Raw genomic sequence first — 23,898 nt, forward strand, 5'->3', positions numbered from 1 at the left:
CATTGTTCCAGTTCTTAAAAGCGGTTCATGCCAGTATTTCAGCCTGGGGAACAAGCCCCAACATGGCTTCGACACTGTGTTTTGATAGGTTGTGCGCGGTGGCAAAGGGCGATTGCACGGTGATTGCAGCTGCCGCAGCGCCCCGTCTCAGGGCTTCGGCAATCGTCTTTCCTTCGGCAATGGCGGCGAGGTAGCCAGACGCCATGGCGTCGCCCGCACCGGTTACATCCTTCACTTCGCGGATGAGGGGCGGGTGGAGGATTGCTTTTTCATTTCCGTCGAAGGCCACGACTTCGCTTGCGCCGCGGGTGACGACGCCTCCGGAAAGCCCGGCCTTGCGCAGGATATCCGGCCAGTCACGAACGTCAGCGGCCGTCTCGCCGGTGAGCGCGCGCGCTTCCGCCTCGTTCATGAAGAGGATGTCGATGTCGGCCAGCGCCGCTTTCAGCTTCACGGCCTTGGCCGGCGAAATGGCTATGGCCGCCAGCGGCTTTTCGCAGGCGCGGGCAACGAGGCCAAGTGCAGCCAGCGTGTCCTCGGGCAGGTTGGCGTCGCAGAGCAGGATATCGCTTGCGGTGATGGCCTCCCGGACGGCGCGGACCTTGAGCCGGCGCGGCGTGAAGAGCTTGTAGAGGTCCATGTCGGCGAGCGCGATGACGAGGTTGCCGTCACGCTCCAGAATGGCGGTATAGCTCGGTGTGCGCCGGTCGAGGAAGGTGAACGGCGTGTCCTCCACGCCAGCCTGTCGTGCAGCCTCCGCAACGGCTTCTCCCGTCACGTCGCCGCCCCGCGGGGCGATGATCCTGACTTGAAAGCCGAGCCGGGAGAGATTGCGTGCAGCATTGAAACCGCCGCCGCCCGCCTCTTCCATCCAGGAGCCGGGGTTGCTGGCGCCCGGCGCCGTTTCAGTCTCGATCATGCCGCGCCTGTCGATATGCGCGCCGCCCAGAACGAGTATTTTCTTCACGCTTGCATTTCCCTCTCTGGCGGATGGTAAGGCCGGACGATTCGGCCTAAACTGACGTTTTCCTGACCTCGCCTCCGGTTTGCGGCAAGGGGCCGCGCACAGAAAAACGAAAGCAGAACAAACGACTTATCACTATTTGTTTTCAATATGCTGGCTCAGCCTTGTTAAATGAGAACAAATAGAGTACATACCGTTCCCATACTGCTACATTGCCTGTGCGGCTTCAATAACCTAAAGGTGGTTCGGATGGCACAAAATTCTTTGCGTCTCGTAGAGGATAAATCGGTGGATAAAAGCAAGGCACTGGAAGCGGCGCTCTCCCAGATCGAACGGTCGTTCGGCAAGGGATCGATCATGAAGCTCGGTTCCAATGAAAATGTGGTTGAGGTGGAGACCGTTTCGACGGGTTCGCTCAGCCTGGATATCGCGCTCGGCATCGGCGGACTGCCGAAGGGGCGCATCATTGAAATTTACGGTCCGGAAAGCTCGGGTAAAACGACGCTGGCGCTGCAGACCATTGCGGAAGCCCAGAAGAAGGGCGGCATCTGCGCCTTCGTTGACGCCGAACATGCGCTTGATCCGGTCTATGCGCGCAAGCTTGGCGTGGATCTGCAGAGCCTGCTGATCTCGCAGCCGGATACGGGCGAGCAGGCGCTTGAGATCACCGATACGCTGGTGCGCTCCGGCGCGGTCGACGTTCTCGTGGTCGACTCCGTTGCGGCGCTGACGCCGCGGGCGGAAATTGAAGGTGAGATGGGCGACAGCCTGCCGGGTCTTCAGGCGCGTTTGATGAGCCAGGCGCTGCGCAAGCTGACCGCTTCGATCTCCAAGTCGAAGTGCATGGTCATCTTCATCAACCAGATCCGCATGAAGATCGGCGTCATGTTCGGTTCGCCGGAAACGACGACCGGCGGTAATGCGCTGAAGTTCTACGCTTCCGTTCGCCTCGACATCCGCCGTATCGGCGCTGTCAAGGAACGCGAAGAGGTTGTCGGAAACCAGACCCGCGTCAAGGTCGTCAAGAACAAGATGGCGCCGCCTTTCAAGCAGGTGGAATTCGACATCATGTATGGCGAAGGCGTTTCCAAGACCGGTGAGCTTGTCGACCTCGGCGTAAAAGCCGGTATCGTTGAAAAGTCGGGTGCCTGGTTCTCCTATAACAGCCAGCGTCTGGGGCAGGGGCGTGAAAACGCCAAGACCTTCCTGCGCGATAACCCCGATACGGCAAACGAGATCGAGCTGGCGCTGCGCCAGAACGCCGGCCTGATTGCGGATCGTTTCCTGCAGAATGGCGGTCCTGATTCCGGCGATGACGGCGACGGTGACGAAGGCTGATCCTGCCGTCGAGCTTCAGGCATCCGTTGCCGGATCGCCTGTCTCGATGTGAATCGAATTGAACGAAACGGGCCGTGCGATTTCTGTCGTGTGGCCCTTTTTCTTTGTCGGTACGCCTTCGCTGACTTGGATGGCTGGACAGGGCAGGATGCGGACGATAAAAGCCATTGATTTTGCAATATAGCCATCATTTCCGATGGCGGTGATGGACTCCAGCTGTGAGCGGTGTGTGGGCATGAGCGGTGTAAATGAAATTCGGTCGACCTTCCTCGACTACTTCAAGAAGAACGGACACGAGATTGTGCCCTCCAGCCCGCTGGTGCCGCGCAACGATCCGACGCTGATGTTCACCAATGCCGGCATGGTGCAGTTCAAGAACGTCTTCACCGGTCTGGAAACCCGTCCTTATTCTACTGCGGCATCTGCGCAGAAATGCGTGCGCGCTGGTGGCAAGCATAACGACCTCGACAATGTCGGTTATACCGCCCGTCACCACACCTTCTTCGAAATGCTCGGCAACTTCTCCTTCGGCGATTATTTCAAGGAAGAGGCGATCACCCACGCCTGGAACCTGATCACCAGGGAATTCGGTATCGACCGCAATCGCCTGCTGGTCACGGTTTATCACACCGACGACGAGGCCTTTAACCTCTGGAAGAAGATCGCCGGTTTCTCCGACGACCGCATCATCCGCATCCCGACCAGCGACAATTTTTGGGCGATGGGCGATACCGGACCCTGCGGCCCCTGTTCCGAAATCTTCTACGACCATGGCGATCATATCTGGGGCGGCCCGCCCGGCTCGCCGGAAGAGGATGGCGACCGCTTTATCGAAATCTGGAACCTCGTCTTCATGCAATATGAGCAGGTGACGAAGGAAGAGCGCATCGACCTGCCGCGCCCGTCGATCGATACCGGTATGGGTCTGGAGCGTATCTCCGCGCTGCTGCAGGGCAAGCATGACAATTACGATACGGACCTGTTCCGCGCGCTGATCGCCGCTTCCGTCGAAGCGACGGGTGTTCCGGCTGAAGGCGAAAAGCGCGCCAGCCACCGCGTCATCGCCGACCACCTGCGGTCGTCTGCGTTCCTGATCGCAGATGGCGTGCTGCCGTCCAATGAAGGCCGCGGTTATGTTCTGCGCCGCATCATGCGTCGCGCCATGCGCCATGCCGAACTGCTCGGCGCGCGCGAGCCGCTGATCTACAAGCTGCTGCCGTCGCTGGTGCAGCAGATGGGCCGTGCCTATCCGGAACTCGTGCGTGCCGAAGCGCTGATCTCCGAAACCCTGAAGCTTGAGGAAACCCGTTTCCGCAAGACGCTGGAACGCGGCCTGTCGCTGCTGTCGGATGCCACCTCGACCCTGCACAAGGGCGACATGCTGGATGGTGAGACCGCTTTCAAGCTTTACGACACCTATGGTTTCCCGCTCGACCTGACGCAGGACGCACTGCGCGCCCGCGAAATCGGCGTCGATATTTCCGGCTTCACGGATGCCATGGAGCGCCAGAAGGCGGAAGCCCGCTCGCATTGGGCCGGTTCCGGCGACAAGGCCACCGAAACGATCTGGTTCGAACTCAAGGAAAAGCTCGGCGCCACCGAGTTTCTCGGTTACGACACGGAAACTGCCGAGGGCGTGGTGCAGGCCATCGTCAAGGATGGTAAGGCTGTCGAGAGCGCTGCGGATGGTGAGACCGTACAGGTCGTCGTCAATCAGACGCCGTTTTATGGCGAGTCTGGTGGCCAGATGGGCGATACCGGCGTCATCACCGGCGATAATGGCGCCTTTGCCGTTTCCGATACCCAGAAGCGCGGCGAAGGCCTCTTCGTTCATATGGGCACCGTCTCCAAGGGCGGCCTGAAAGTCGGCGATGCCGTTCAGCTGACGGTCGATCATGACCGTCGCTCGCGTCTGCGCGCCAATCACTCCGCCACCCACCTCCTGCATGAGGCGTTGCGTGAAGTGCTGGGCACCCACGTCGCCCAGAAGGGTTCGTTGGTCGCGCCCGAGCGCCTGCGCTTTGACGTTTCACATCCGAAGCCGATGTCGGCCGAGGAGCTGAAGGTCGTTGAAGAAATGGCCAACGAAATCGTGTTGCAGAACTCGCCTGTCGTCACCCGCCTGATGAGCGTCGATGACGCCATTGCCGAGGGCGCGATGGCGCTGTTCGGCGAGAAATACGGTGACGAGGTTCGTGTCGTCTCCATGGGCACCGGCTTGCATGGCTCGAAAGCCAACCGTCCTTATTCCGTCGAGCTTTGTGGCGGTACGCATGTGGGCGCCACCGGCCAGATCGGTCTCATCCGCATCCTCGGTGAAAGCGCCGTCGGTGCCGGTGTGCGCCGTCTCGAGGCCGTAACTGGCCAGGGCGCGCTTGCCTATCTCGCCGAACAGGACGAGCGGGTAAAGGCGCTCGCCTCGTCGCTAAAGGTTCAGCCGGGCGATGTCCTGTCGCGCGTTGAAGGCCTGCTGGACGAGCGCAAGAAGCTGGAGCGTGAGCTCGCCGATGCCCGCCGGAAGCTCGCCATGGGCGGCGGTTCGACGGATGCCGGGGCAAGCGACGTCAAGCAGGTTGCGGGCGTCAACTTCCTGGCAAAATCCCTTGCTGGTATCGATGCCAAGGATCTCAAGGGGCTTGCCGATGAGGCCAAGGCCAACCTTGGCTCCGGTGTTGTATTGCTGATCGCCGTTTCCGAGGATGGCAAGGCAAGCGCTGTCGCCGCCGTGACGGAAGATCTGACGTCCCGTTTCAGCGCCGTCGATATCGTCCGCACTGCTTCCGCCGCACTTGGCGGCAAGGGCGGCGGCGGCCGACCGGACATGGCGCAGGCAGGTGGTCCTGATGGCGCCAAGGCGCAGGAGGCCATCGAAGCGGTGGCAGCGGCTCTGGCGGCCTGATCGACAGAAAAGAGAAGGCGGGATTTTGGCCCGCCTTTTTCTTGTGAATTTCCGTTTGTGGATGGTTCAGGGACTATTCTGCGCTGGGCAGCGCCAAGCCTGCTGAAGCATTTCCAGCCGAAGCGTGTTCGCTTCGGCGTCGGACAATGCGGTAAAAACAAACACTAGAGCATTTCCGGTGATCCTGTGATCACCGGAAATGCTCTAGTCCGTCGCTTTCATATCCTTCGCCGCTTCCTCATCGAGCTGCGCGGCCCGCTTGAAGGCCGGGCGCTCGGTCAGATGCGCCAGGTAGTCGATGAAGGCCGGGCGTTTTTCAATCGTGCCGAATTGCAGGCCCCAGCCAACATGGGCGCCGACATAGACATCGGCGGCGGTAAAGAGATCGCCGGCGATGAAGCGGTTTTCGCTGACGGCCCGTTCCAGCGTGTTCATCACATCCGCATAGCTGCCGCAGCCGGCCATACGCAATTTTTCCTTCGGCACTTCAAAACCCATTGCCTTCATGCTCGCCGCCATTTCCAGCGGGCCTGCGGCAAAGAACATCCAGCGGTAATAGAGCCCGCGTGACTTGGGTGTGGGCGCCAGGTTCGCACCGGGAAAGGCGTCAGCCAGATAGGCGCAGATCGCGGCGGCCTCGGTGACGATGGTATCGCCATGTTTGACGGCGGGCACCTTGGCCATCGGATTGATCAGCCGATAGGCGGGCGATTTCATCGAGGTTTCGAAACGAAGTATCTCGGTTCGATAGGGAACGCCCACTTCCTCGAGCATCCACCGCGCGATACGCCCGCGCGACATGGGGTTGGTGTAAAAGATCAGTTCACTCATGCTCTTTTGCCTCCCCAAGCAAAATCGTCGAAACATCAGGCGAACCCAAAGGGCTTTCGGCCTGCGTTTCATATTTTTAAAGTCCGCAACATCCCTAGCGTCTTTCCAAGATCGCGTGGATGCTACGATGAACGTTTGACTGTGTCGGGCAAGTTGTGTGCAAGTAGATGCTGTTTAATCTTAGTCTTATTGTCCTGCTGGCCCTGGACACGCAGAATCAAATTCTGCGCTTAGTGCAACCGCTAATCAAGATGCCGTGAACAAAAAGAAATCTGCGTTGTGTCAGAGTTTTTTCTCTTGGCTCAACCAGCCGGCACGTAACGATATTTGTTCGCTATCTGGTTGTCCATTTCGGTTCTATTGAACGAATGCCTCATCTATACCGAGCAAATAAAAAACCCGGCACTGAGGCCGGGTTTTGACGTCTTGGGAAAGCAGGCTTAGGCAGCCATCGCCTTCTTGAGGTTTTCGTCGATCTTGTCGAGGAAGGCTGTGGTGGAGAGCCAGGGCTGGTCCGGGCCGATGAGGAGCGCGAGGTCCTTTGTCATGTAGCCGCTTTCGACGGTGTCGACGCAGACGGTCTCGAGCGTTGCCGCGAACTTTGCGAGTTCCGCATTGTCGTCCAGCTTGGCGCGGTGGGCGAGGCCACGGGTCCAGGCGAAGATGGAGGCGATCGAGTTGGTCGAGGTTTCCTGACCCTTCTGGTGCTGACGGTAGTGGCGCGTGACCGTGCCGTGCGCCGCTTCCGCTTCGACCGTGCGGCCATCGGGGGACAGAAGAACCGAGGTCATCAGGCCGAGCGAGCCGAAGCCCTGAGCAACCGTGTCCGACTGAACGTCGCCGTCATAGTTCTTGCAGGCCCAGATGTAGCCGCCAGACCACTTCAGCGCGGAAGCGACCATGTCGTCGATGAGGCGGTGCTCATAGGTGATGCCGATTTCGTCGAACTGCTTCTTGAATTCGGTCTGGTAGACTTCTTCGAAGATATCCTTGAAGCGGCCGTCATAGGCCTTGAGGATGGTGTTCTTCGTGGAGAGGTAAACCGGCCACTTGCGCATCAGGCCATAGTTCATGGAGGCGCGGGCGAATTCGCGGATGGATTCGTCAAGGTTGTACATGGCAAGAGCCACGCCGGCGCTCGGAGCGTCGAAAACGTCCTTTTCGATAACCTGGCCGTCTTCACCGACGAACTTGATCGTCAGCTTGCCCTTGCCGGGGAATTTGAAATCGGTTGCCTTGTACTGGTCACCGAAAGCGTGGCGGCCAACAACGATCGGCTTCGTCCAGCCCGGAACGAGGCGCGGAACGTTCTTGCAGATGATCGGCTCGCGGAAGATGACGCCGCCCAGAATGTTGCGGATGGTGCCGTTCGGGCTCTTCCACATCTGCTTCAGGCCGAATTCCTCGACGCGCTGCTCATCCGGGGTGATGGTGGCGCACTTGATGCCGACGCCGTGCTTCTTGATGGCGTGGGCCGCGTCAACCGTGACCTGGTCGTTGGTGGCGTCGCGGTTTTCAACCGAGAGGTCGTAATATTCGATGTCGAGATCGAGGTATGGCAGGATCAGCTTGTCCTTGATGAGCTGCCAGATGATACGGGTCATTTCGTCGCCGTCGAGATCGACCACTGGATTGGCTACCTTGATCTTTGCCATGAATTCCTCACCTTCGAAGCTGTGGCGCCTGTTGACGCCCATAGTCGGAAAAATATCCGGTGGGGCTATAGCATCGCACGCGCCTGAGGCAAAGCCATGGGGGGCGCTTTTTTGGCGCAGCGCAATAACGCTTTGCGCATTGCCAAACCATAATGCCGGAATACAGTCAGGCGAATCGCTTCGCCCGTCTCTGGGCCTCTACCGGGATCACACCATGCGGAAAATTCTGCTTCTGACTGCCGCCGTTCTTTTTTCCCACGCCGCCCTCGCGGCCGGTCCCGCCGATCCCGTCCAGAAGGTGATGGATATCACCGTCAAGAACTGGTCCGGCGATGCGGAAAACTGGAAATACATCTTTGACGAGGACATGCTGACGAGCCTCTTCAGCAAGGAGTTCGTCGCGCAATACCGTGAAGCCTCCAAGAAGCCGGCTTACGAGGCCGAAAGCGGCGAGAAGGGCGATCCATTCGGTTATGATGTCGTGACCAACTCGCAGGATGGCTGCCCGCTGCAGGATGTGTCCGTGACGGCGGGCGCGGTGAAGGATGGCGTGACTGACGTGACGGCCAAATTCAAGCTCTGGGCCTGCATGGATGAGGCGGAGATGAAGGCGACCGTGGACGAGGTGCATTTCGATGTGATCGAGGAGGAGGGCCGCCCTGTCATCAGCGACATTCACCGGGTTGGCGACGAAGGCCGGGACTCGCTGCGTGAGGAGATGGCGAACATCATCAAGGGGGAGTAATGGGTACGTTTGAGCCGGTGGAGAGTGATGCGAGGTTTTCGCCACACTCCCCGTCATCCTCGAGCTTGGCCAGAGGATCCATTGATTTCAACGGGTTGTGGATCCTCGGTTCAAGCCCGAGGATGACGGGGTAGCGGTGTTGCTCTCATCTCCAGCAACGCCGAGCGGGTGTGCGCTCTCTCCGACTTTGATTTTAACGGCAATCTGTGCCAGTGAAGCGCGCTTTACGGTATCGGCGTCAAAGTCTATGCCGCGCTTTTAAAAACAACGGACAAACAACGATGGCAGGCACAAACAGCGAGCTTGAACTTCTGGCGGAAGGCCCGGCGATCATTCTGGTCGAACCGCAGCTCGGCGAAAATATCGGCATGGTGGCGCGAGCGATGGCCAATTTCGGGCTTGCCGAGCTGCGCCTCGTCAACCCGCGTGATGGCTGGCCAAGCGAAAAGGCGCGCTCCGCCGCTTCCAAGGCCGATCACGTCATCGACGCGACGACGGTGTTCGATACCCTGGAAGAGGCGATCAAGGATCTCAATTTCGTTTATGCCACGACCGCGCGCGAGCGTTATGGGTTCAAGCCGGTACGATCGCCAGTCACTGCGGCCGATACGCTCCGGGCAAAATTCAAGGCGGGCGAAAAGACAGGCATCCTGTTTGGTCGTGAACGCTGGGGCCTGACCAATGAGGAAGTGGCGTTGGCCGATGAGATCGTGACATTTCCGGTCAACCCCGCCTTTGCATCGCTCAATATTGCGCAGGCCGTGCTCCTGATGTCCTATGAGTGGATGAAGTCAGGCATGGACGATCTGGGCGAGACGCTTTTCCAGTCCGTCGAGCAGCGGCCTTCGACCAAGGAGCAGGTTTTTGGCCTGTTTGAACATCTCGAGGAAGCGCTGGATGCGCGCGGTTATTTCCATCCCGCTGAAAAAAAGCCGAAAATGGTCGACAATCTGCGTGCCGTGCTGTCGAGACGCGGTTTTTCCGAGCAGGAAATCAGTGTTTTCCGCGGCGTGATCAATTCGCTCGACCGTTTTCCCCGGCAGTGGCCGAAGCAGGCCGGTCGGGCAACGGGGCCATCGGCCGAGGGAGCAGGGGAGAATGCTGAAGACGAGTGAGGCGGCCACCGACGTGCTGAAGCCGGTGCTGGTGTTCGATTCCGGCATTGGCGGGCTGACTGTGCTGCGCGAAGCGCGCGTGCTGATGCCCGAGCGCGGTTTCATCTATGTGGCCGACGACGCCGGTTTTCCCTATGGCGGCTGGGAGGAGGAGGCGCTCAGGGCGCGCATTCTCTCGCTTTTTGAAAAACTGCTGCAGGATTTCAGCCCGGAAGTCTGCGTCATTGCCTGCAATACCGCCTTCACGCTTGCCGGTGCCGATCTGCGTGCCCGGTTTCCGCAGATGACCTTTGTCGGAACAGTACCCGCCATCAAACCGGCGGCGGAGCGCACCCGTTCCGGCCTCGTCTCCGTTCTGGCGACGCCCGGCACCGTCAAGCGTGCCTATACGCGCGATCTCATCCAGTCCTTCGCGACGCAATGCCATGTCCGCCTTGTCGGCTCGGAAAACCTTGCGCGCATGGCCGAAAGCTGGATCAGGGGGGAGCCGGTGTCGGAAGAGGCGGTGCTTGCCGAAATCGAACCCTGTTTTATCGAAAGCGATGGAAAACGCACAGATATCGTCGTTCTCGCCTGCACCCACTATCCTTTCATGGCCAACGTGTTTCGCCGTCTGGCGCCCTGGCCGGTAGACTGGCTCGATCCCGCCGAGGCAATTGCAAGACGTGCCCGTCATCTGGTGCCGATGCCCCAGGATGCCGAACACCCCGATGGATTCGACTTCGCCGTCTTCACATCTGGCAAGCCGGACTTTGCCACGCGGCGGCTGATGCAGGGTTTTGGCCTCAGCGTCTCCGTGTCCTGATTTCCCTTCCATGAGTCTGTTGCATTTTTGCATCTTTTTTGCGACTCTTTACAATTCGAGATTGCGACCTCTTGTCGCGCCGGATTTCCTGTGTAAGGTGTTTCTCGTCTGTAACCGCTATAAATGGAGGCGTGGAATGACCAATGACATGAATATGCGCCTTAACGGCATGTCTGGCCTTTCCGGCATGAATATCGGCGGTTATGGGATGCGAGGCATCTCCCTCCGATAAGGCTTAGGCCTGATTTCCCTGCCGTTTGGCGTTTTCATTTCGTTCGACATGTGACCTGCGCGTTTGTGCGGCATCTTTGCTGCGCCCGTCGTTTCGTCCTGTCGTTTTTCATCGATAAAGGACCTGGCCGCTTTGCCGCGCCGGGATGGATTTCCCATGCAAAAAAATCAACCACTGGTAGCATATGCGCTGCCGGATGCGGTGGACCGTCTGTTCGTCACATTCGGCGTCTGGAAAACTCTCAAAGCGGTTCTCATTGCCGCTGTCGTGCCCCGCGCGCCACCAACTGACCCTGCCGATCTGCCGGAGCGCCTTCTGGTCGATATCGGCCTCGACCCTTCGCGCGTGAAGCGGCGGCGAGACTGGGAAACGCCCTACTGGGCGCCGCGGTTTTGACAATGGTGGCCTCTTCCGCACGCACATGCGGGAGAGGCCGGTCCCAGTTTGACCGCGGAATACGGAGAAACTCGTACCGGGACGTTTCCGGGGGCATCGGGAGAGAGCTGCACAGCTCGTACAATCCGGCTTGAAGCAAAACATTTTCCGTGGCTTGCTCAAGACTCGGGATAGAGGAGATTCATCATGCCATTGGAAAACTGGCTGGCCTTCGTGGCCGCGTCCGCCATCATGCTTGCCATTCCAGGACCGACGATCCTGCTGGTCATTTCTTATGCGCTGGGCCATGGCCGTAAGGCCAGCACCGCAACGGTGACAGGCGTGGCGCTCGGCGATTTCACCGCCATGACGGCCTCGATGTTGGGGCTTGGGGCGTTGCTCGCCACATCCGCAGCGCTTTTTACCGGGCTGAAATGGATCGGTGCGGCTTACCTCATCTATCTCGGCATCAAGCTGTGGCGTTCGCCGGTTGGTGGCGAAGGTACCGATGGAACCGGCGTGACGGGCCGGGAAAGACCGCTCAAAATCTTCCTGCATGCCTATATCGTTACCGCGCTTAACCCGAAGAGCATCGTGTTCTTCGTGGCCTTTTTGCCGCAGTTTCTGGTGCCGACATTGCCGTTCTGGCCGCAGGTGCTGATTTTCGAGGCGACGTTCCTTGTGCTTGCCACTGTCAACGCGGCGCTTTATGGACTTCTGGCAAGTGCCGCCCGTAATACGATCCGCAAGCCGAAGGTTCAGCGGATTGTCAACCGCACGGGCGGTGGCCTCCTGATCGGCGCTGGTCTCGTTGCCTTTGGCTGGAAGAGGGCGGCCAGCGTATGACGCCCTCCATCGACTGACATTCGGACATAATAAAATGGCATTGCCGCATATACTTCTGGCCCTGGTTACCGTGTTTTTGTGGGGCTTCAACTTCGTTGTCATCAAGATCGGCGTCAACGATATGCCGCCGCTGTTTTTGACGGGGGTTCGTTATCTCTTTGCGGCAGTGCCACTGGTGTTTTTCCTGCCCAGGCCCAATGTGCCCTGGCGGCATATGATCGTTTACGGCATGGCCATGGGTTTTGTGCAGTTCGGCCTGCTTTATCCGGCCATCAAGCTTGGGCTGCCAGCGGGGCTTGCTTCGCTCGTCATGCAGTCGCAGGCCTTTTTCACGCTGGCGCTTGCCGTGGTGTTCCTCGGGGAACGGCCGTTGCCGTCGCAAATCCTCGGTGCAATCATCGCTTTTGGCGGGCTTGCGGTCATCGGCGTCGAGCGCATGACGGCGGCGGCGCTAGTGCCGCTTCTGATGGGCGTCGGTTCCGCCATTGCCTGGGCCTGCGGTAACATCGTCAATCGCCGCATCGGCCAGGTCAATGCGGTCTCCTTCGTTGCCTGGACGAGCCTTGTGCCTGTTCTGCCGTTGATCCTGCTTTCGCTCGTGGTGGAGGGTCCTCAGGCGATAGCCGATGGGGTGGTCAATGCGACGCCGACCATGGCGTTCGTGGTGATCTATATGGCCTATGGTGCGACAATTGTCGGCGCTGGTATCTGGAGTTATCTGCTTCTGCGGTATCCGGCTGGAACGGTGGCGCCGTTTTCTCTACTGGTGCCCGTCGTTGGCTTCATCAGCGCCTATCTCGCTTTTGCGGAACATATCACAGTCTTCGAAGTGGCCGGCGCAGCGCTCGTGATTCTCGGGCTGGCGCTCAATGTCTTCGGGCGGCGTATTGCCTTTGCCCGCGCCTGGCGCCGTCCTGCTTAGGCCGGAACGCAAATGCCTGTGCATTACCGGCATAGGCGAGACGCAATCGACGATTTTTTGGTAAAGAGCATGTTCGGCCGCCGCGAGGGGAATCGGCCGGATCTGAGGCAGTACGAGGAACGGAACATTGCAGGTCGGCATCGACATGGGAACTCTATCGGGCGGGCAGCAGGCCAAGCTCGATATTGAAGAATTGCTTGCGACGCGTTTGCTGGTGCAGGGCAATTCCGGTTCCGGCAAGTCGCATCTGCTGCGCCGGCTGCTCGAGCAATCGGCGCCATGGGTGCAGCAGGTCATCATCGATCCCGAGGGTGATTTCGTTACGCTGTCCGATAAATTCGGCCATGTGGTCGTGGATGGCGAGCGCACGGAAGCCGAGCTCGCGGGCATCGCCAACCGCATTCGCCAGCATCGTGTTTCCTGCGTGCTGACGCTGGAAGGTCTCGATATCGAACAGCAGATGCGGGCGGCCGCTGCTTTCCTCAACGGCCTGTTCGATGCCGATCGCGAATTCTGGTATCCGGTGCTTGTGGTGGTGGATGAAGCGCAGATGTTTGCGCCGTCGGTTGCCGGTGAAGTGACGGAAGATGCCCGCAAGGCCTCGCTTGGCGCCATGACCAATCTGATGTGCCGTGGCCGTAAACGTGGTCTTGCCGGCGTCATCGCCACGCAGCGACTGGCCAAGCTTGCCAAGAACGTGGCCGCGGAAGCCTCCAACTTCCTGATGGGCCGTACCTTCCTCGATATCGATATGGCGCGCGCTGCCGATCTGCTCGGCATGGACCGGCGGCAGGCGGAAATGTTCCGCGATCTTCAGCGCGGCAATTTCGTGGCGCTCGGCCCGGCGCTTTCGCGCCGTCCGCTGCCCATCGTCATCGGGGCGGTGGAAACCTCGGCGCGCTCCTCTTCACCGAAGCTGATGCCGCTGCCGGATGCGCCGCAGGATGTTGAAGACCTGATCTTTACGCCGGACCCGGAAGAATTCACGCGTCCCGCAATTCGTCGCACACCGCCGGCTCCGCGTCCAACAACGGATATTCTGGCTGAATTGTCCCGGTCTACTCCCGCGGCCGTCGGTCCAGCGCCGGAGCAGTCGCCACGTGCGGGCCAGCCGGAAATAACGCCGGAAGAGCGCGAGGAAAAGATTTCAGCGGTTCTCGTTGAAATTCTCGATGACCCTCAATCCGCCTATCGTACCGACGCCGTGCTTTATCAGGATTTCCTGGTGCGCGCCCGCATGCGCCGCATTCCCGGCACGCCGATGACGCTGGCGGAATTCCGCCGGCAGGTGGCGATTGCCCGTTCAGGCGTTGATGCGGCTATGGCGGCAAGCGAAGGCTGGGAGAAGGCGCTGGAATTGTCGATGTCGGTTTCCGATGACCTGCAGGGCGTTTTTCTGCTGCTCGTCAAGGCAGCGCTCGGCGAGGAACCTTGCCCGTCCGATGCCCGAATTGCCCGCGCCTACGGCACCCATTCCGCCCGCCGCGCACGGCGTCTCCTTAGTTATTTCGAGGAGAAGGAGCTTGTGGTGGTGCATGCCGATTTCTCCGGCAAGCGTATCGTGGCATTTCCCGATCTCGACGCAAAAACCGCGCCCGGCGATGCGGATGCGGCTGAGGATGATGCAAGGCTGGCGGCGGAGTGAGGGTGCTGCGGGTTTGTTTGCGTCGATTTATTCCCCCGTCATGCCAAACTTGATCCGGCATCCAGCCACGGCGCGTCTGCGTCGTGAGAAGAGTCTATTGCGATCAAGGACTTGACCGCACTGGACCCCGGATCAAGTCTGGGGTGACGGCGTGTGAGGAGGCATTTCCGCCTCCTCATTGCTTGACCTTACTCGATGGCCTTCGCTTCCTTGCGTGTCGCGATCAGCGAACCGACGACGCCGGTGACGAGAATGGCGACGGTGACACCCAGCGAAACGGCCGGCGGGATCTTGGCGATGCCGAGCATGTCGGCCACGAAAATCTTGGAACCGACAAAGACCAGAACCGCAGCCAATGCATATTTCAGGTAGGCGAAGCGATGGATCAGGGCGGCAAGCGCAAAATAGAGGGCGCGCAGGCCGAGGATCGCGAAGATGTTCGAGGTATAGACGATAAACGGATCGGTGGTGATCGCGAAGATTGCGGGGATCGAATCGACGGCAAAGATGAGGTCGGCGATTTCGACCATGATGAGCGCCAGGAAGAGCGGCGTCACGAAGGTCTTCAGTTTTCCGGTTGTCTCATCGGTTTCCTTGACGAAGAACTTTTCGCCATGCAGCCTGTTTGTCACCGGCAGGTGACTGCGCAGGAATTTCAGGATGCGGTTGTTGCCGATGTCGTTCTCGTCATGGTCGGAGGAAAACAGCATCTTGAGGCCGGTAAAGACGAGGAAGGCCGCAAAGAGGTAAAGCACCCAGTGGAAGTTTTCGACGATGGCCGCGCCGCCGGCAATCATGATGCCGCGCAGGACGATAACGCCGAGGATACCCCAGAGCAGCACGCGGTGCTGGTATTGGCGCGGAATGGCAAAATAGGAGAAGATCATGGCGATGATGAAGATATTGTCCATCGCCAGGCTTTTTTCGACCACGAAGCCCGTGACATATTCCATGGCGGACTGCTGGCCGGACTGATACCAGATCCAGCCGCCAAAGGCGAGGCCGATGGCAATATAGAAGCCTGACATCAGCAGGCTTTCACGAACGCCGATTTCCTTGGAATTCTTATGAAGTACGCCGAGATCGAGCGCGAGCAGGCCAAGGACAAGAGAAATGAAGACACCCCACATCCAGGTGGGTGTGCCGAGAAAATCCGATAGAAGAAAGTCCATCAGTCAACCTTTAGCCGGACGAGGTTGGCTTTGCGGATGGGGAACGCGTGTCAAGAATATACGTGGGCCCCAACCTTAACAAACTCGACATCACGTGTTGTCCGGTAACACGCCAGAGGGGCCCGAGTTCTGATCACGATGGAGAGATGGGTGGGCGCTTTTGCTTTTCAAGAGGAGACTTCAGAAAAAAGCGAAAAGCCTTGTTTGACAAAACCGTGAAAGCTCTGTAGAAGCCGCCCCAACGCCGGGCAGTGATGTCCGGTGTGTTTTGTTGACTGCCCTGCAGTTTAAGAACTGACGTTCGGCGGTCAATATCACCGACATGTCCCGTGGTTTCTCCATTCGCATGTGAGAAGCCTGTCAGAGGCCCTGCAACGGGCCTCAGAGGAGGGCGTGTTTCCTTAACCCGGTTTGGCAACAAGCCGGTATAAACCTTTGAGAAGGAAATACGATGAGCAAGCGCGAATCGGCTAAGTACAAAATCGACCGCCGCATGGGCGAAAACATCTGGGGCCGTCCGAAGTCCCCGGTTAACCGCCGCGAATACGGCCCGGGCCAGCACGGCCAGCGCCGCAAGGGCAAGATGAGCGACTTCGGCACGCAGCTGCGCGCCAAGCAGAAGCTCAAGGGCTACTACGGCGAACTGCGCGAAAAGCAGTTCCGCGCTACCTTCGACGAAGCAAACCGTCGCAAGGGCGATACCTCTGAAAACCTGATCGGCCTGCTCGAGTCGCGTCTGGACGCCATCGTCTACCGCGCCAAGTTCGTTCCGACCGTTTTCGCGTCGCGCCAGTTCATCAACCATGGCCACGTCACGGTTAACGGCGTTCGCGTCAACATCGGTTCTTACCGTTGCAAGCCGGGCGACGTTATCGAAGTTCGCCAGAAGTCCAAGCAGCTCGTAACCGTTCTGGAAGCCGTTCAGCTCGCTGAACGCGACGTTCCTGACTACATCGAAGTTGACCACAACAAGATGGTTGCGACCTACGCTCGCGTTCCGTCGCTCTCCGACGTTCCTTACCCGGTCGTCATGGAACCGCATCTGGTCGTCGAATTCTACTCGCGTTAATCGACGCGTTTCAGTATTCAGGAAGCCGCCCTTCGGGGCGGCTTTTTTGTTTGCTGGGGAAGGCTTTGCATGCAGGACATTCAGAGTATCGTCGATTCCATCCATGACAGCATGCTGCCGAGGCTGGGCGAGGGGAAGGTTGCGGATTACATTCCCGAACTCGCCAAGGTCGATCCCAACCAGTTCGGCATCGCCATCACCACGGTCGATGGAACGACTTATACGGCTGGCAATGCGCTGACGCCGTTTTCGATCCAGAGCATTTCCAAGGTCTTCATGCTGACGCTGGCGCTCGGCAAGGCCGGTGAGACGGTATGGAACCGGGTGGGTCGCGAACCGTCGGGATCGTCCTTCAACTCCATAGTCCAGCTGGAGCACGAGCACGGAATTCCCCGCAACCCCTTCGTGAATGCCGGGGCGATCGTGGTGACCGATATCGTTTTGTCCGGCCATCAGCCGCGCGAGGCGATCGGCGAGCTCCTGCGGTTCGTGCGGTATCTCGCTGATGATGACACGATCAGCATCGACGATACGGTGGCGAAATCCGAGCAGGCGACGGGTTTCCGTAATTTCGCGCTCGCCAATTTCATGCGCTCCTTCGGCAATCTGCATCACCCCGTGGAATATACGCTCGGGGTCTATTTCCATCAGTGCGCGCTTTCCATGACCTGCGCGCAGCTATCCCGGGCTGGCCTGTTTCTGGCCAATCGCGGCCGCAACCCGCTGACGGGGCATACCGTCGTATCGGACCGCCGCGCAAGGCGCATCAATGCGCTGATGCTGACCTGCGGTCATTATGACGGGTCGGGCGATTTCGCCTATCATGTCGGCCTGCCGGGCAAGAGCGGCGTCGGCGGCGGCATCATGGCGGTGGCACCCGGCAAGGCATCGATCGCGGTCTGGTCGCCGGGCCTCAACAAGGTCGGCAACTCGGCGCTCGGGTCACATGCGCTGGAAATGCTGGCAACGAAAACAGGTTGGTCGGTATTCGGGGCTTGATCTTCCGGGCGGATGGGAGCATTGCCTGCATGGATAACGGCAGTCGTGCCGGAGCGAGCGGATGATGAATATTCTCACCAGGGTCGATGACATCGCGGAAAAGATCGTGGCAGATCAGGAATCGCCGGAAGAAGCTGGCAGTTCGCATCCGCTATTTGACAATGCACCGCGCTCCGTCTCCTTCAACAAGCTGCGCAAGCGGCTGCTGCGCAATGTGCGTCAGGCCTTTGAAGATTTCGACATGCTGAAAGGCCAGAAGCGCTGGCTGGTCGGCCTTTCCGGTGGCAAGGACAGCTACGGGCTTTTGGCGCTGCTGCTCGATCTCAAATGGCGCGGCCTGCTGCCCGTTGAACTGATCGCCTGCAATCTGGATCAGGGCCAGCCTAATTTCCCCAAGCATGTCTTACCGGAGTATCTGGCGAAGATCGGCGTTGCCCATCGCATCGAATATCGCGACACCTATTCGGTGGTGAAGGAGAAGGTGCCCGCCGGCGGCACTTACTGTTCGCTCTGTTCGCGGCTCAGGCGCGGCAATCTTTACCGCATCGCGCGGGAGGAGGGCTGCGACGCGCTGCTGCTCGGCCATCACCGTGAGGATATTCTCGAGACCTTCTTCATGAACTTCTTCCATGGCGGACGTCTGGCCGGCATGCCGGCAAAGCTTTTGAATGACGAGGGTGACCTGATGGTCATGCGCCCGCTTGCCTATTGCGCCGAAGAAGACATGGCGAAATTTGCGGCCGCAATGGAGTTTCCGATCATCCCCTGCGACCTTTGCGGCTCGCAGGACGGACTTCAGCGCAACGCCATGAAGGAAATGCTGGCGGATATCGAGCGGCGTATGCCCGGTCGGAAGGATGTGATGCTGCGGGCGCTGGCGCATGTGAACCCTTCCCATCTCCTCGACCCCAGACTTTTTGATTTTTCGGCGCTTTCTGTCACGGGGGCGTCATCTGAAGAGCCTAGGGAGGCCCACCCTCCCTTATGAAGAAGTGCCCCGCGCGATGACCCTTTCCGATAAAGATATCGATTTCCTCGTTGCCACCGTTGCCGCTGCCGGTACGGATGAGATCATGCCCCGCTTCAGGAACCTGAGCGCTGGCGCCATCTCCGAAAAGACATCCGCCGTCGATCTCGTCACCGAGGCGGATGTTCTGGCCGAAAAGCTGATAACCGCAGCGCTGCTCGAGCGGTTTCCAAAAGCGCATATTGTTGGCGAAGAGGCCTATGACGCGGATCATTCCGTCATTCCCGCCCTTGCCGACGCGCCGCTTGCCTTCGTGATCGATCCCATCGACGGCACCTTCAATTACGCTTCCGGCTTTCCCGCCTTCGGTACGCTGCTCGCGGTCACCGTCAAGGGTGAGACCGTGGCTGGACTTATCCACGATCCCGTCATGGGGGACACCGTCATTGGTCTGAAAGGCGAGGGCGCTTATCTCAACCGCAAGAACGGATCGCAGGCAAAGCTGAAGGTTGCCGATCCCGCGCCACTGTCCGACATGGTCGGCCTCTTTTCTTGGGGTCACAGCCATCCGGATCGCCGGCCGGTGATCGCCGCCAATATGGCGAAGATAAAGATGGCATTGTCGCTTAACTGCTCCGCACATGAATATTGGCTCGCTTCCGCCGGCAATCTCCATTTCATCGGCCATGAAAAGCTGATGCCATGGGATCACCTTGCAGGCGTGCTCATCCATCAGGAAGCGGGTGGCTACACGGCGCGTTTCGACAACACGCCCTATTGGCCCGGCCAGACGACCGGGGGCATACTTTCTGCTCCCGACAAGGAAAGCTGGAAGATGCTGCGGCGGGAAATCGTCGCCTTATAAGATTTATGCTCAAATGGAAGGATCTCGCCCATGGCTCTCGAACTCGACATCGCCTCTCTTGCCAATGCGCTTCAGGAGGCTGCTGCGGTTGAAATCCTGCCGAGGTTCCGCAATCTGGGCGATGGCGACGTCAGGATCAAGACCGAAGCGATCGACCTGGTTACCGAGGCTGACGAGGCCGCAGAGCGGTTGATCCGCGCCCGCGTGCAGGAGATCATGCCGGATGCTCTGTTCATCGGCGAGGAGGCTGTGGCGGCCGATGCTTCGCTGCTTGGCAAGCTTGCCGATGCCGATCTGGCTGTCGTGGTCGATCCGATCGATGGCACCTATAATTTTGCGTCCGGCCTGCCGCTTTTCGGCGTGATGATGAGCGTCATCTCCAAGGGCGAGACTGTCGCCGGCCTGATCTTCGATCCCATGGGCAATGACTGGGCCATTGCCGAAAAGGGCTCCGGCGCATGGCTGTGCAGCGCCGATGGCGCGCAGACGCAGATGTCGGTCGTGCCGGCGCCGGAACTGTCGCAGATGGTGGGTATCGCCAATACCGGTTATTTCGACGTGGAGACGCGCCGCAAGATTCTGGTGAACCTGGCCGATGTGCGGCTCTTCACCAGCTATCGCTGCGCCGCGCATGAGTATCGCCTGTTTTGCGGCGGCCACATGCATTTCCTGATGTATAACAAGCTGATGCCCTGGGACCACTTGGCCGGCACATTGATCTCGCAGGAATCGGGCGCCTATGCCGCCCGCCTTGATGGCTCGCCTTATCTGCCACGCCATGTGGATGGCGGGCTGCTGCTGGCGCCTAATCAGGAGACGTGGGAATTGCTGCGCGAGAAGATTTTCACGGTCTGAGGCTCCGGATTTGTGGGGTGCACAACCTTCACCGTCATGCCGGACTTGATCCGGCATCCAGCTGCGGCGCGTCTGCGCGGCGGAAGGACCTTTTTCAGCCCAAGGACTTGGGCTGGCTGAACCCCGGATCAGCTCCGGGGTAACGGCCGTCGGCGAGACCCACCAGCAAACAAAAAAGGGCGCGGAACAGAATTCCGCGCCCTTTTATTTTTCCACGTCCCTTAGCGGATCGGCTTGTTGTGGGCATGAAATAACACACCCTTTTCGCCGATCAGTACAAAGATCAGGCCGATGATGGAGACGACGAAGAAACCTGCCACCATTGGCAGTGCGGTACCATCGAAAGCCTGGCCGATGGCGGCGCCGATCAGCGAACCGCCAATGGTTCCCATGAAGCCAATCACCGAGGAGGCCGTGCCGGCGACATGGCCAAGCGGTTCCATGGCCAGCGAGTTGAAGTTCGAGCCGATCCAGCCGAACTGGAACATGGCAAGTGCGAAGAACACGATGAAGATGGCGAAAGGCATCGGATCCGGTCCCAGCACCTGCACCACAAGCCAGATGAAGGTGATGGCGATGAAGCCGAGCAGCGACCCGTGCGACAGCTTGCGCATGCCGAACCTTCCGACAAGCCTCGCATTGATGAAGGACGAAAAGGCCATGAACAGGGCGACGCCGGCAAATGCCGCCGCGAACCATGGACCAAGGCCGTAAATGCCCTTGTAGACCTGTTCAGCGGAATTGATAAAGCCGAACAGCGCACCGAAGATGAAGGTGCTGGAGAGCGTGTAGCAAAGCGCAATGCGGTTGGTGAGCACGATCTTGAAACCGCCGAGCACCGAACGGGCGGTGAAAGGGCGGACATCGTCCGGATGCAGGGTCTCAGGCAGGCGGAAATACATCCAGGCCGTTACCACGGCAGCGATGCCGGCCATGAAGGCAAAGATAAGGTGCCAGTTTCCGAAGAAGAGAACGATCTGACCGGTGCCGGGCGCGATGACCGGAACGACCATGAAAACCATCATGATCAGCGACATGACTTCAGCCATCTGGCGGCCGCCATAGATGTCGCGGACGATCGAGATGGTGATGACGCGTGTTGCCGCAGAACCGATGCCCTGAATGAAACGCAGGAGCAGCAGGCCGGAGAAGGACGGCACAAAAACAACCGCAAGCGCTGAAACGATGTAGATCGCAAGACCAAAGAGCATCGGCTTGCGGCGACCGAAACGGTCCGAGATCGGCCCATAGAGAAGCTGGGCGACGCCGAAACCGAGAAGGTAGGCCGAAATGACATATTGGCGATGGTTTTCATTCTCGACGCCCAGCGAGGCGCCGATTTCCTGAAGCCCGGGCAGCATGATATCGATGGCGAGCGCGTTCAACGCCATCAGCATTGCGGCCAGCGCAATGAATTCCGTACGCCCCATCGAGCCTGCGCGCGAAGCGGTGGATTGTGAAAGATTTGTCACAGGATTGCCCCAAAAAGAACGGCAAAGGCGTTGCATGAAGCAACGCCTGGCATAAATTTCTGACAATCAGGGTGGGCCGGATGAACCGGCCGAAATCAGGCCGCGCCGCGGACGCTGATACCCTGTTCTTGGAAGTGGCTCTGCAATTCGCCGGACTGGAACATCTCTCTCACGATGTCACAGCCGCCAACGAACTCACCCTTGACGTAGAGCTGCGGGATCGTCGGCCAGTTGGAATAGTCCTTGATGCCCTGACGGATGTCGGCATCGGCAAGCACATTGATGCCCTTGTAGTCGACGCCGAGATAATCGAGGATCTGTACCACCTGGCCGGAAAAACCGCATTGCGGGAATTGCGGGGTGCCCTTCATGAAAAGAACGATGTCGTTGCTCTTCACTTCGCTGTCGATCATGTCGTGAATGCCGCTCATAGGCCTATTCCTTTCACATGCGGTTCAAGGCCGCTGCTTTCTGTTAGCCTCTAAATAACATGTCGTGGCGCGATTTCCACCCGTCGGAAGGAAAAAATGCGTGCCTCCTGCAACGCATAACGCGCCAAAAAACGGTCTTCCGACGCCTAGCGATATCTCTGCCGGCTGCGCGCGGCGGCGGTGCGTCTTTTGCTGACCTGTTTTTTGGCCGGCTTCGGTTTGACTGCGGCCTTGATTGCGGCTTCCAGAACGGAGCCGACAATACCGCCGGCGAGAGAACCGGTGCTTTTCGTCCGGCGTGCGCGGCGCGTCTTGCGGATGCCGGTCTTGGTGAGGACTTCCGACAAAGCGCCCTTGACGACGCCGTTTATCAGTTGATCGACGATGCCAGACAAATTTTCTCCGCCTTTAAATAAATCATATTTCCGTCGCGATTTTTACTATACGTGCATCGCCCACTGTATCAAGCGATCCTTTCGGGTGCCTCCAGCCCGAAGGTTTATGCATGCCGACCGTCACGTCACGACTTGTCCTTTATTTCCCGGGTTTCGATCCGCTTGATGCCGCTGCCCATCATCTGCGTTATCAGCGTGCCGCCGCGCTGGCAGGAAAAACATGGGCCGTCGATTATGCAGTGGGGCCGCTGGAGAACAGGCCGGGCGGCGAAACATTCACCGTGGGAGCCTCGTCAGGCGATTGGCGGACGCGTTCGGACATCATCGTCTATGATCATAATGCCGTCATCTCACAATTGCGGAATGCGCCGGTCTGGCGGCAGGTCTGGCAGGGCTTCAAGGCGGGAGCGGGCATTATCGGTGAGGGGGGCGCGGCGCGCTACTTCCGCCATGCATGGCGTTTTGGGCTGTTCTTTATTTTTCCGTTCCTGCTGATGCTTGCCGGTGGCGTGCTTGCGGCGGTGATTGGCCTGTCGCCCTGGCTTTTCGCCTTACCGCTGTGGCTGCTGGTGGTCAGCCTTCCGGCTGCGGCCCTGTTTTTCACCAAGGCTTTCCTGCCGTTTGCCGAGCGCTTTCACACCCTGCATCTTTATGCGGACTGGCGGTTCGCACTCGCAGTCGGCCGCGACGAGCCGATTGCCCGAGGCTGGATCGAAGAGAAGGCAGCGCTTGTCCTGACGGCGCTGGAGCAGTCTTCGGATGAGGTTCTGGTGGTCTCGCACAGCATGGGCGCCAGCTTGGCCCTCGCGGTCATCGGCCGCGTGCTGGAGCTGAAGCCGGAGGCGCTGGATGGACGGAAGTTGTCTTTCGCAACGCTGGGTGGGGCGGCCCTGCAATGCGCGTTTCTGTCGAGCGCCGTGCGGCTTCGTCAGAGCATTGGCGTCATCGCACGTCACCCTGAGGTGACATGGTTCGATATCCAGTGTCTCACAGATCCGATCCATCTATATCGTTGCAACACGGTGGCGCTGACCGGTCATGGCGATGCGCCGCAACCGAAAATCGTGCCGATCCGCTTCAAGCATTCGCTTTCACCGGAGCGTTACAAGAAGAACAAGCGGAATTTCCTCAGAATGCACCGGCAATATGTTCTCGGGCCTGATCGCAGGTCCGGTTACGACTTTACCCTGCTGACGGCCGGGCCTCTGCCAGCCGCCTCATTTGCCGACCTCGAGTCACAAACGCCGCCTGCTCTTTAGAGGTTTCGATAACGTCGAATATGAAAAGGCCCGCGTGGGACT

23 protein-coding genes are annotated in these 23,898 nt (G+C 59.2%); 15 read left to right on the forward strand and 8 right to left on the reverse strand.

What is annotated here, in order from left to right; translation table 11 throughout:
- Nucleotides 1-25 precede the first annotated feature (25 nt).
- Nucleotides 26-967: a carbohydrate kinase family protein gene (locus BLU28_RS06805; RefSeq protein ID WP_077986226.1), complete on the reverse strand. Its 942-nt coding sequence runs from the start codon at nucleotides 965-967 to the stop codon at nucleotides 26-28.
- Between the two features lie 246 nt (nucleotides 968-1,213).
- On the opposite strand from BLU28_RS06805, the gene recA reads away from it, so the two are divergent.
- The gene (gene recA / locus BLU28_RS06810) at nucleotides 1,214-2,302 is read left to right on the forward strand and encodes a recombinase RecA (RefSeq protein ID WP_004442498.1); all 1,089 of its coding nucleotides are present in this window, start codon (nucleotides 1,214-1,216) and stop codon (nucleotides 2,300-2,302) included.
- 15 nt (nucleotides 2,303-2,317) lie between these two features.
- Here the strand turns inward: recA and BLU28_RS06815 are convergent, their stop codons facing one another.
- Nucleotides 2,318-2,539 (reverse strand): hypothetical protein, encoded by a 222-nt coding sequence (locus BLU28_RS06815; protein WP_077986225.1) that lies wholly within the window; start codon nucleotides 2,537-2,539, stop codon nucleotides 2,318-2,320.
- On the opposite strand from BLU28_RS06815, the gene alaS reads away from it, so the two are divergent.
- Nucleotides 2,538-5,201: an alanine--tRNA ligase gene (gene alaS / locus BLU28_RS06820; RefSeq protein ID WP_077986224.1), complete on the forward strand. Its 2,664-nt coding sequence runs from the start codon at nucleotides 2,538-2,540 to the stop codon at nucleotides 5,199-5,201. The two genes, BLU28_RS06815 and alaS, sit on opposite strands and share 2 nt — an antisense overlap.
- Nucleotides 5,202-5,405: 204 nt before the next feature.
- Here alaS and BLU28_RS06825 read toward each other — a convergent pair whose 3' ends face one another.
- Both BLU28_RS06825 and BLU28_RS06830 read right to left on the reverse strand, forming a co-directional pair.
- On the reverse strand, nucleotides 5,406-6,032 hold the full coding sequence (locus tag BLU28_RS06825) for a glutathione S-transferase family protein (RefSeq protein ID WP_077986223.1): 627 nt from the start codon (nucleotides 6,030-6,032) through the stop codon (nucleotides 5,406-5,408).
- Nucleotides 6,033-6,472: 440 nt separating this feature from the next.
- On the reverse strand, nucleotides 6,473-7,687 hold the full coding sequence (locus tag BLU28_RS06830) for an NADP-dependent isocitrate dehydrogenase (protein ID WP_035210117.1): 1,215 nt from the start codon (nucleotides 7,685-7,687) through the stop codon (nucleotides 6,473-6,475).
- A 214-nt stretch (nucleotides 7,688-7,901) separates the two neighbouring features.
- On the opposite strand from BLU28_RS06830, the gene BLU28_RS06835 reads away from it, so the two are divergent.
- From BLU28_RS06835 to BLU28_RS06870, 7 genes are all read left to right on the forward strand, one after another.
- On the forward strand, nucleotides 7,902-8,432 hold the full coding sequence (locus BLU28_RS06835; protein WP_022556500.1) for a hypothetical protein: 531 nt from the start codon (nucleotides 7,902-7,904) through the stop codon (nucleotides 8,430-8,432).
- A gap of 281 nt (nucleotides 8,433-8,713) precedes the next feature.
- Complete coding sequence (locus BLU28_RS06840) at nucleotides 8,714-9,547, forward strand: RNA methyltransferase (RefSeq protein ID WP_004442488.1); 834 nt, start codon at nucleotides 8,714-8,716, stop codon at nucleotides 9,545-9,547.
- On the forward strand, nucleotides 9,531-10,352 hold the full coding sequence (gene murI / locus BLU28_RS06845) for a glutamate racemase (protein WP_004442486.1): 822 nt from the start codon (nucleotides 9,531-9,533) through the stop codon (nucleotides 10,350-10,352). Before BLU28_RS06840 ends, murI begins: the two co-directional genes overlap by 17 nt.
- A 388-nt stretch (nucleotides 10,353-10,740) precedes the next feature.
- Complete coding sequence (locus BLU28_RS06855; protein ID WP_006698773.1) at nucleotides 10,741-10,980, forward strand: hypothetical protein; 240 nt, start codon at nucleotides 10,741-10,743, stop codon at nucleotides 10,978-10,980.
- A 186-nt stretch (nucleotides 10,981-11,166) separates the two neighbouring features.
- A complete protein-coding gene (locus BLU28_RS06860) occupies nucleotides 11,167-11,805 on the forward strand; it encodes a LysE family translocator (protein WP_004442479.1) in 639 nt (212 codons plus the stop codon).
- 34 nt (nucleotides 11,806-11,839) lie between these two features.
- Nucleotides 11,840-12,727, forward strand: coding sequence for an O-acetylserine/cysteine exporter (locus BLU28_RS06865; protein ID WP_006698774.1), 888 nt, complete (start codon nucleotides 11,840-11,842; stop codon nucleotides 12,725-12,727).
- A 127-nt stretch (nucleotides 12,728-12,854) separates the two neighbouring features.
- On the forward strand, nucleotides 12,855-14,372 hold the full coding sequence (locus tag BLU28_RS06870) for a helicase HerA domain-containing protein (RefSeq protein ID WP_092651255.1): 1,518 nt from the start codon (nucleotides 12,855-12,857) through the stop codon (nucleotides 14,370-14,372).
- Between the two features lie 188 nt (nucleotides 14,373-14,560).
- Here the strand turns inward: BLU28_RS06870 and BLU28_RS06875 are convergent, their stop codons facing one another.
- Nucleotides 14,561-15,544 (reverse strand): TerC family protein, encoded by a 984-nt coding sequence (locus tag BLU28_RS06875; protein ID WP_004442467.1) that lies wholly within the window; start codon nucleotides 15,542-15,544, stop codon nucleotides 14,561-14,563.
- 451 nt (nucleotides 15,545-15,995) lie between these two features.
- Between BLU28_RS06875 and rpsD the strand changes: the two genes are divergently transcribed.
- The 5 genes from rpsD to BLU28_RS06900 all read left to right on the forward strand — a co-directional run bounded on the left by rpsD (nucleotide 15,996) and on the right by BLU28_RS06900 (nucleotide 20,299).
- A complete protein-coding gene (gene rpsD, locus BLU28_RS06880) occupies nucleotides 15,996-16,613 on the forward strand; it encodes a 30S ribosomal protein S4 (protein WP_004442465.1) in 618 nt (205 codons plus the stop codon).
- Between the two features lie 69 nt (nucleotides 16,614-16,682).
- The gene (locus BLU28_RS06885; protein WP_077986221.1) at nucleotides 16,683-17,612 is read left to right on the forward strand and encodes a glutaminase; all 930 of its coding nucleotides are present in this window, start codon (nucleotides 16,683-16,685) and stop codon (nucleotides 17,610-17,612) included.
- Between the two features lie 61 nt (nucleotides 17,613-17,673).
- Nucleotides 17,674-18,600: a tRNA 2-thiocytidine(32) synthetase TtcA gene (ttcA, locus tag BLU28_RS06890; protein WP_162699432.1), complete on the forward strand. Its 927-nt coding sequence runs from the start codon at nucleotides 17,674-17,676 to the stop codon at nucleotides 18,598-18,600.
- 16 nt (nucleotides 18,601-18,616) lie between these two features.
- Nucleotides 18,617-19,444 (forward strand): inositol monophosphatase family protein, encoded by an 828-nt coding sequence (locus tag BLU28_RS06895; protein WP_077986220.1) that lies wholly within the window; start codon nucleotides 18,617-18,619, stop codon nucleotides 19,442-19,444.
- A gap of 30 nt (nucleotides 19,445-19,474) precedes the next feature.
- Nucleotides 19,475-20,299, forward strand: coding sequence for an inositol monophosphatase family protein (locus BLU28_RS06900; RefSeq protein WP_006698779.1), 825 nt, complete (start codon nucleotides 19,475-19,477; stop codon nucleotides 20,297-20,299).
- A 221-nt stretch (nucleotides 20,300-20,520) separates the two neighbouring features.
- On the opposite strand, the gene BLU28_RS06905 is transcribed toward BLU28_RS06900, so the two are convergent.
- The 3 genes from BLU28_RS06905 to BLU28_RS06915 all read right to left on the reverse strand — a co-directional run bounded on the left by BLU28_RS06905 (nucleotide 20,521) and on the right by BLU28_RS06915 (nucleotide 22,597).
- Nucleotides 20,521-21,729, reverse strand: a complete 1,209-nt coding sequence (locus BLU28_RS06905; protein WP_006698780.1) for a multidrug effflux MFS transporter — start codon at nucleotides 21,727-21,729, stop codon at nucleotides 20,521-20,523.
- Between the two features lie 137 nt (nucleotides 21,730-21,866).
- On the reverse strand, nucleotides 21,867-22,202 hold the full coding sequence (gene grxD / locus BLU28_RS06910; RefSeq protein ID WP_004442454.1) for a Grx4 family monothiol glutaredoxin: 336 nt from the start codon (nucleotides 22,200-22,202) through the stop codon (nucleotides 21,867-21,869).
- A gap of 146 nt (nucleotides 22,203-22,348) precedes the next feature.
- Complete coding sequence (locus BLU28_RS06915; protein ID WP_004442452.1) at nucleotides 22,349-22,597, reverse strand: hypothetical protein; 249 nt, start codon at nucleotides 22,595-22,597, stop codon at nucleotides 22,349-22,351.
- 110 nt (nucleotides 22,598-22,707) lie between these two features.
- Between BLU28_RS06915 and BLU28_RS06920 the strand changes: the two genes are divergently transcribed.
- Entirely contained in the window at nucleotides 22,708-23,856 is a 1,149-nt protein-coding gene (locus BLU28_RS06920; protein WP_077986219.1) for a hypothetical protein, read from the forward strand.
- Nucleotides 23,857-23,898 lie beyond the last annotated feature (42 nt).

This window comes from Agrobacterium pusense (genome assembly GCF_900102105.1).
Classification (GTDB): Bacteria; Pseudomonadota; Alphaproteobacteria; order Rhizobiales; family Rhizobiaceae; genus Agrobacterium; species Agrobacterium pusense.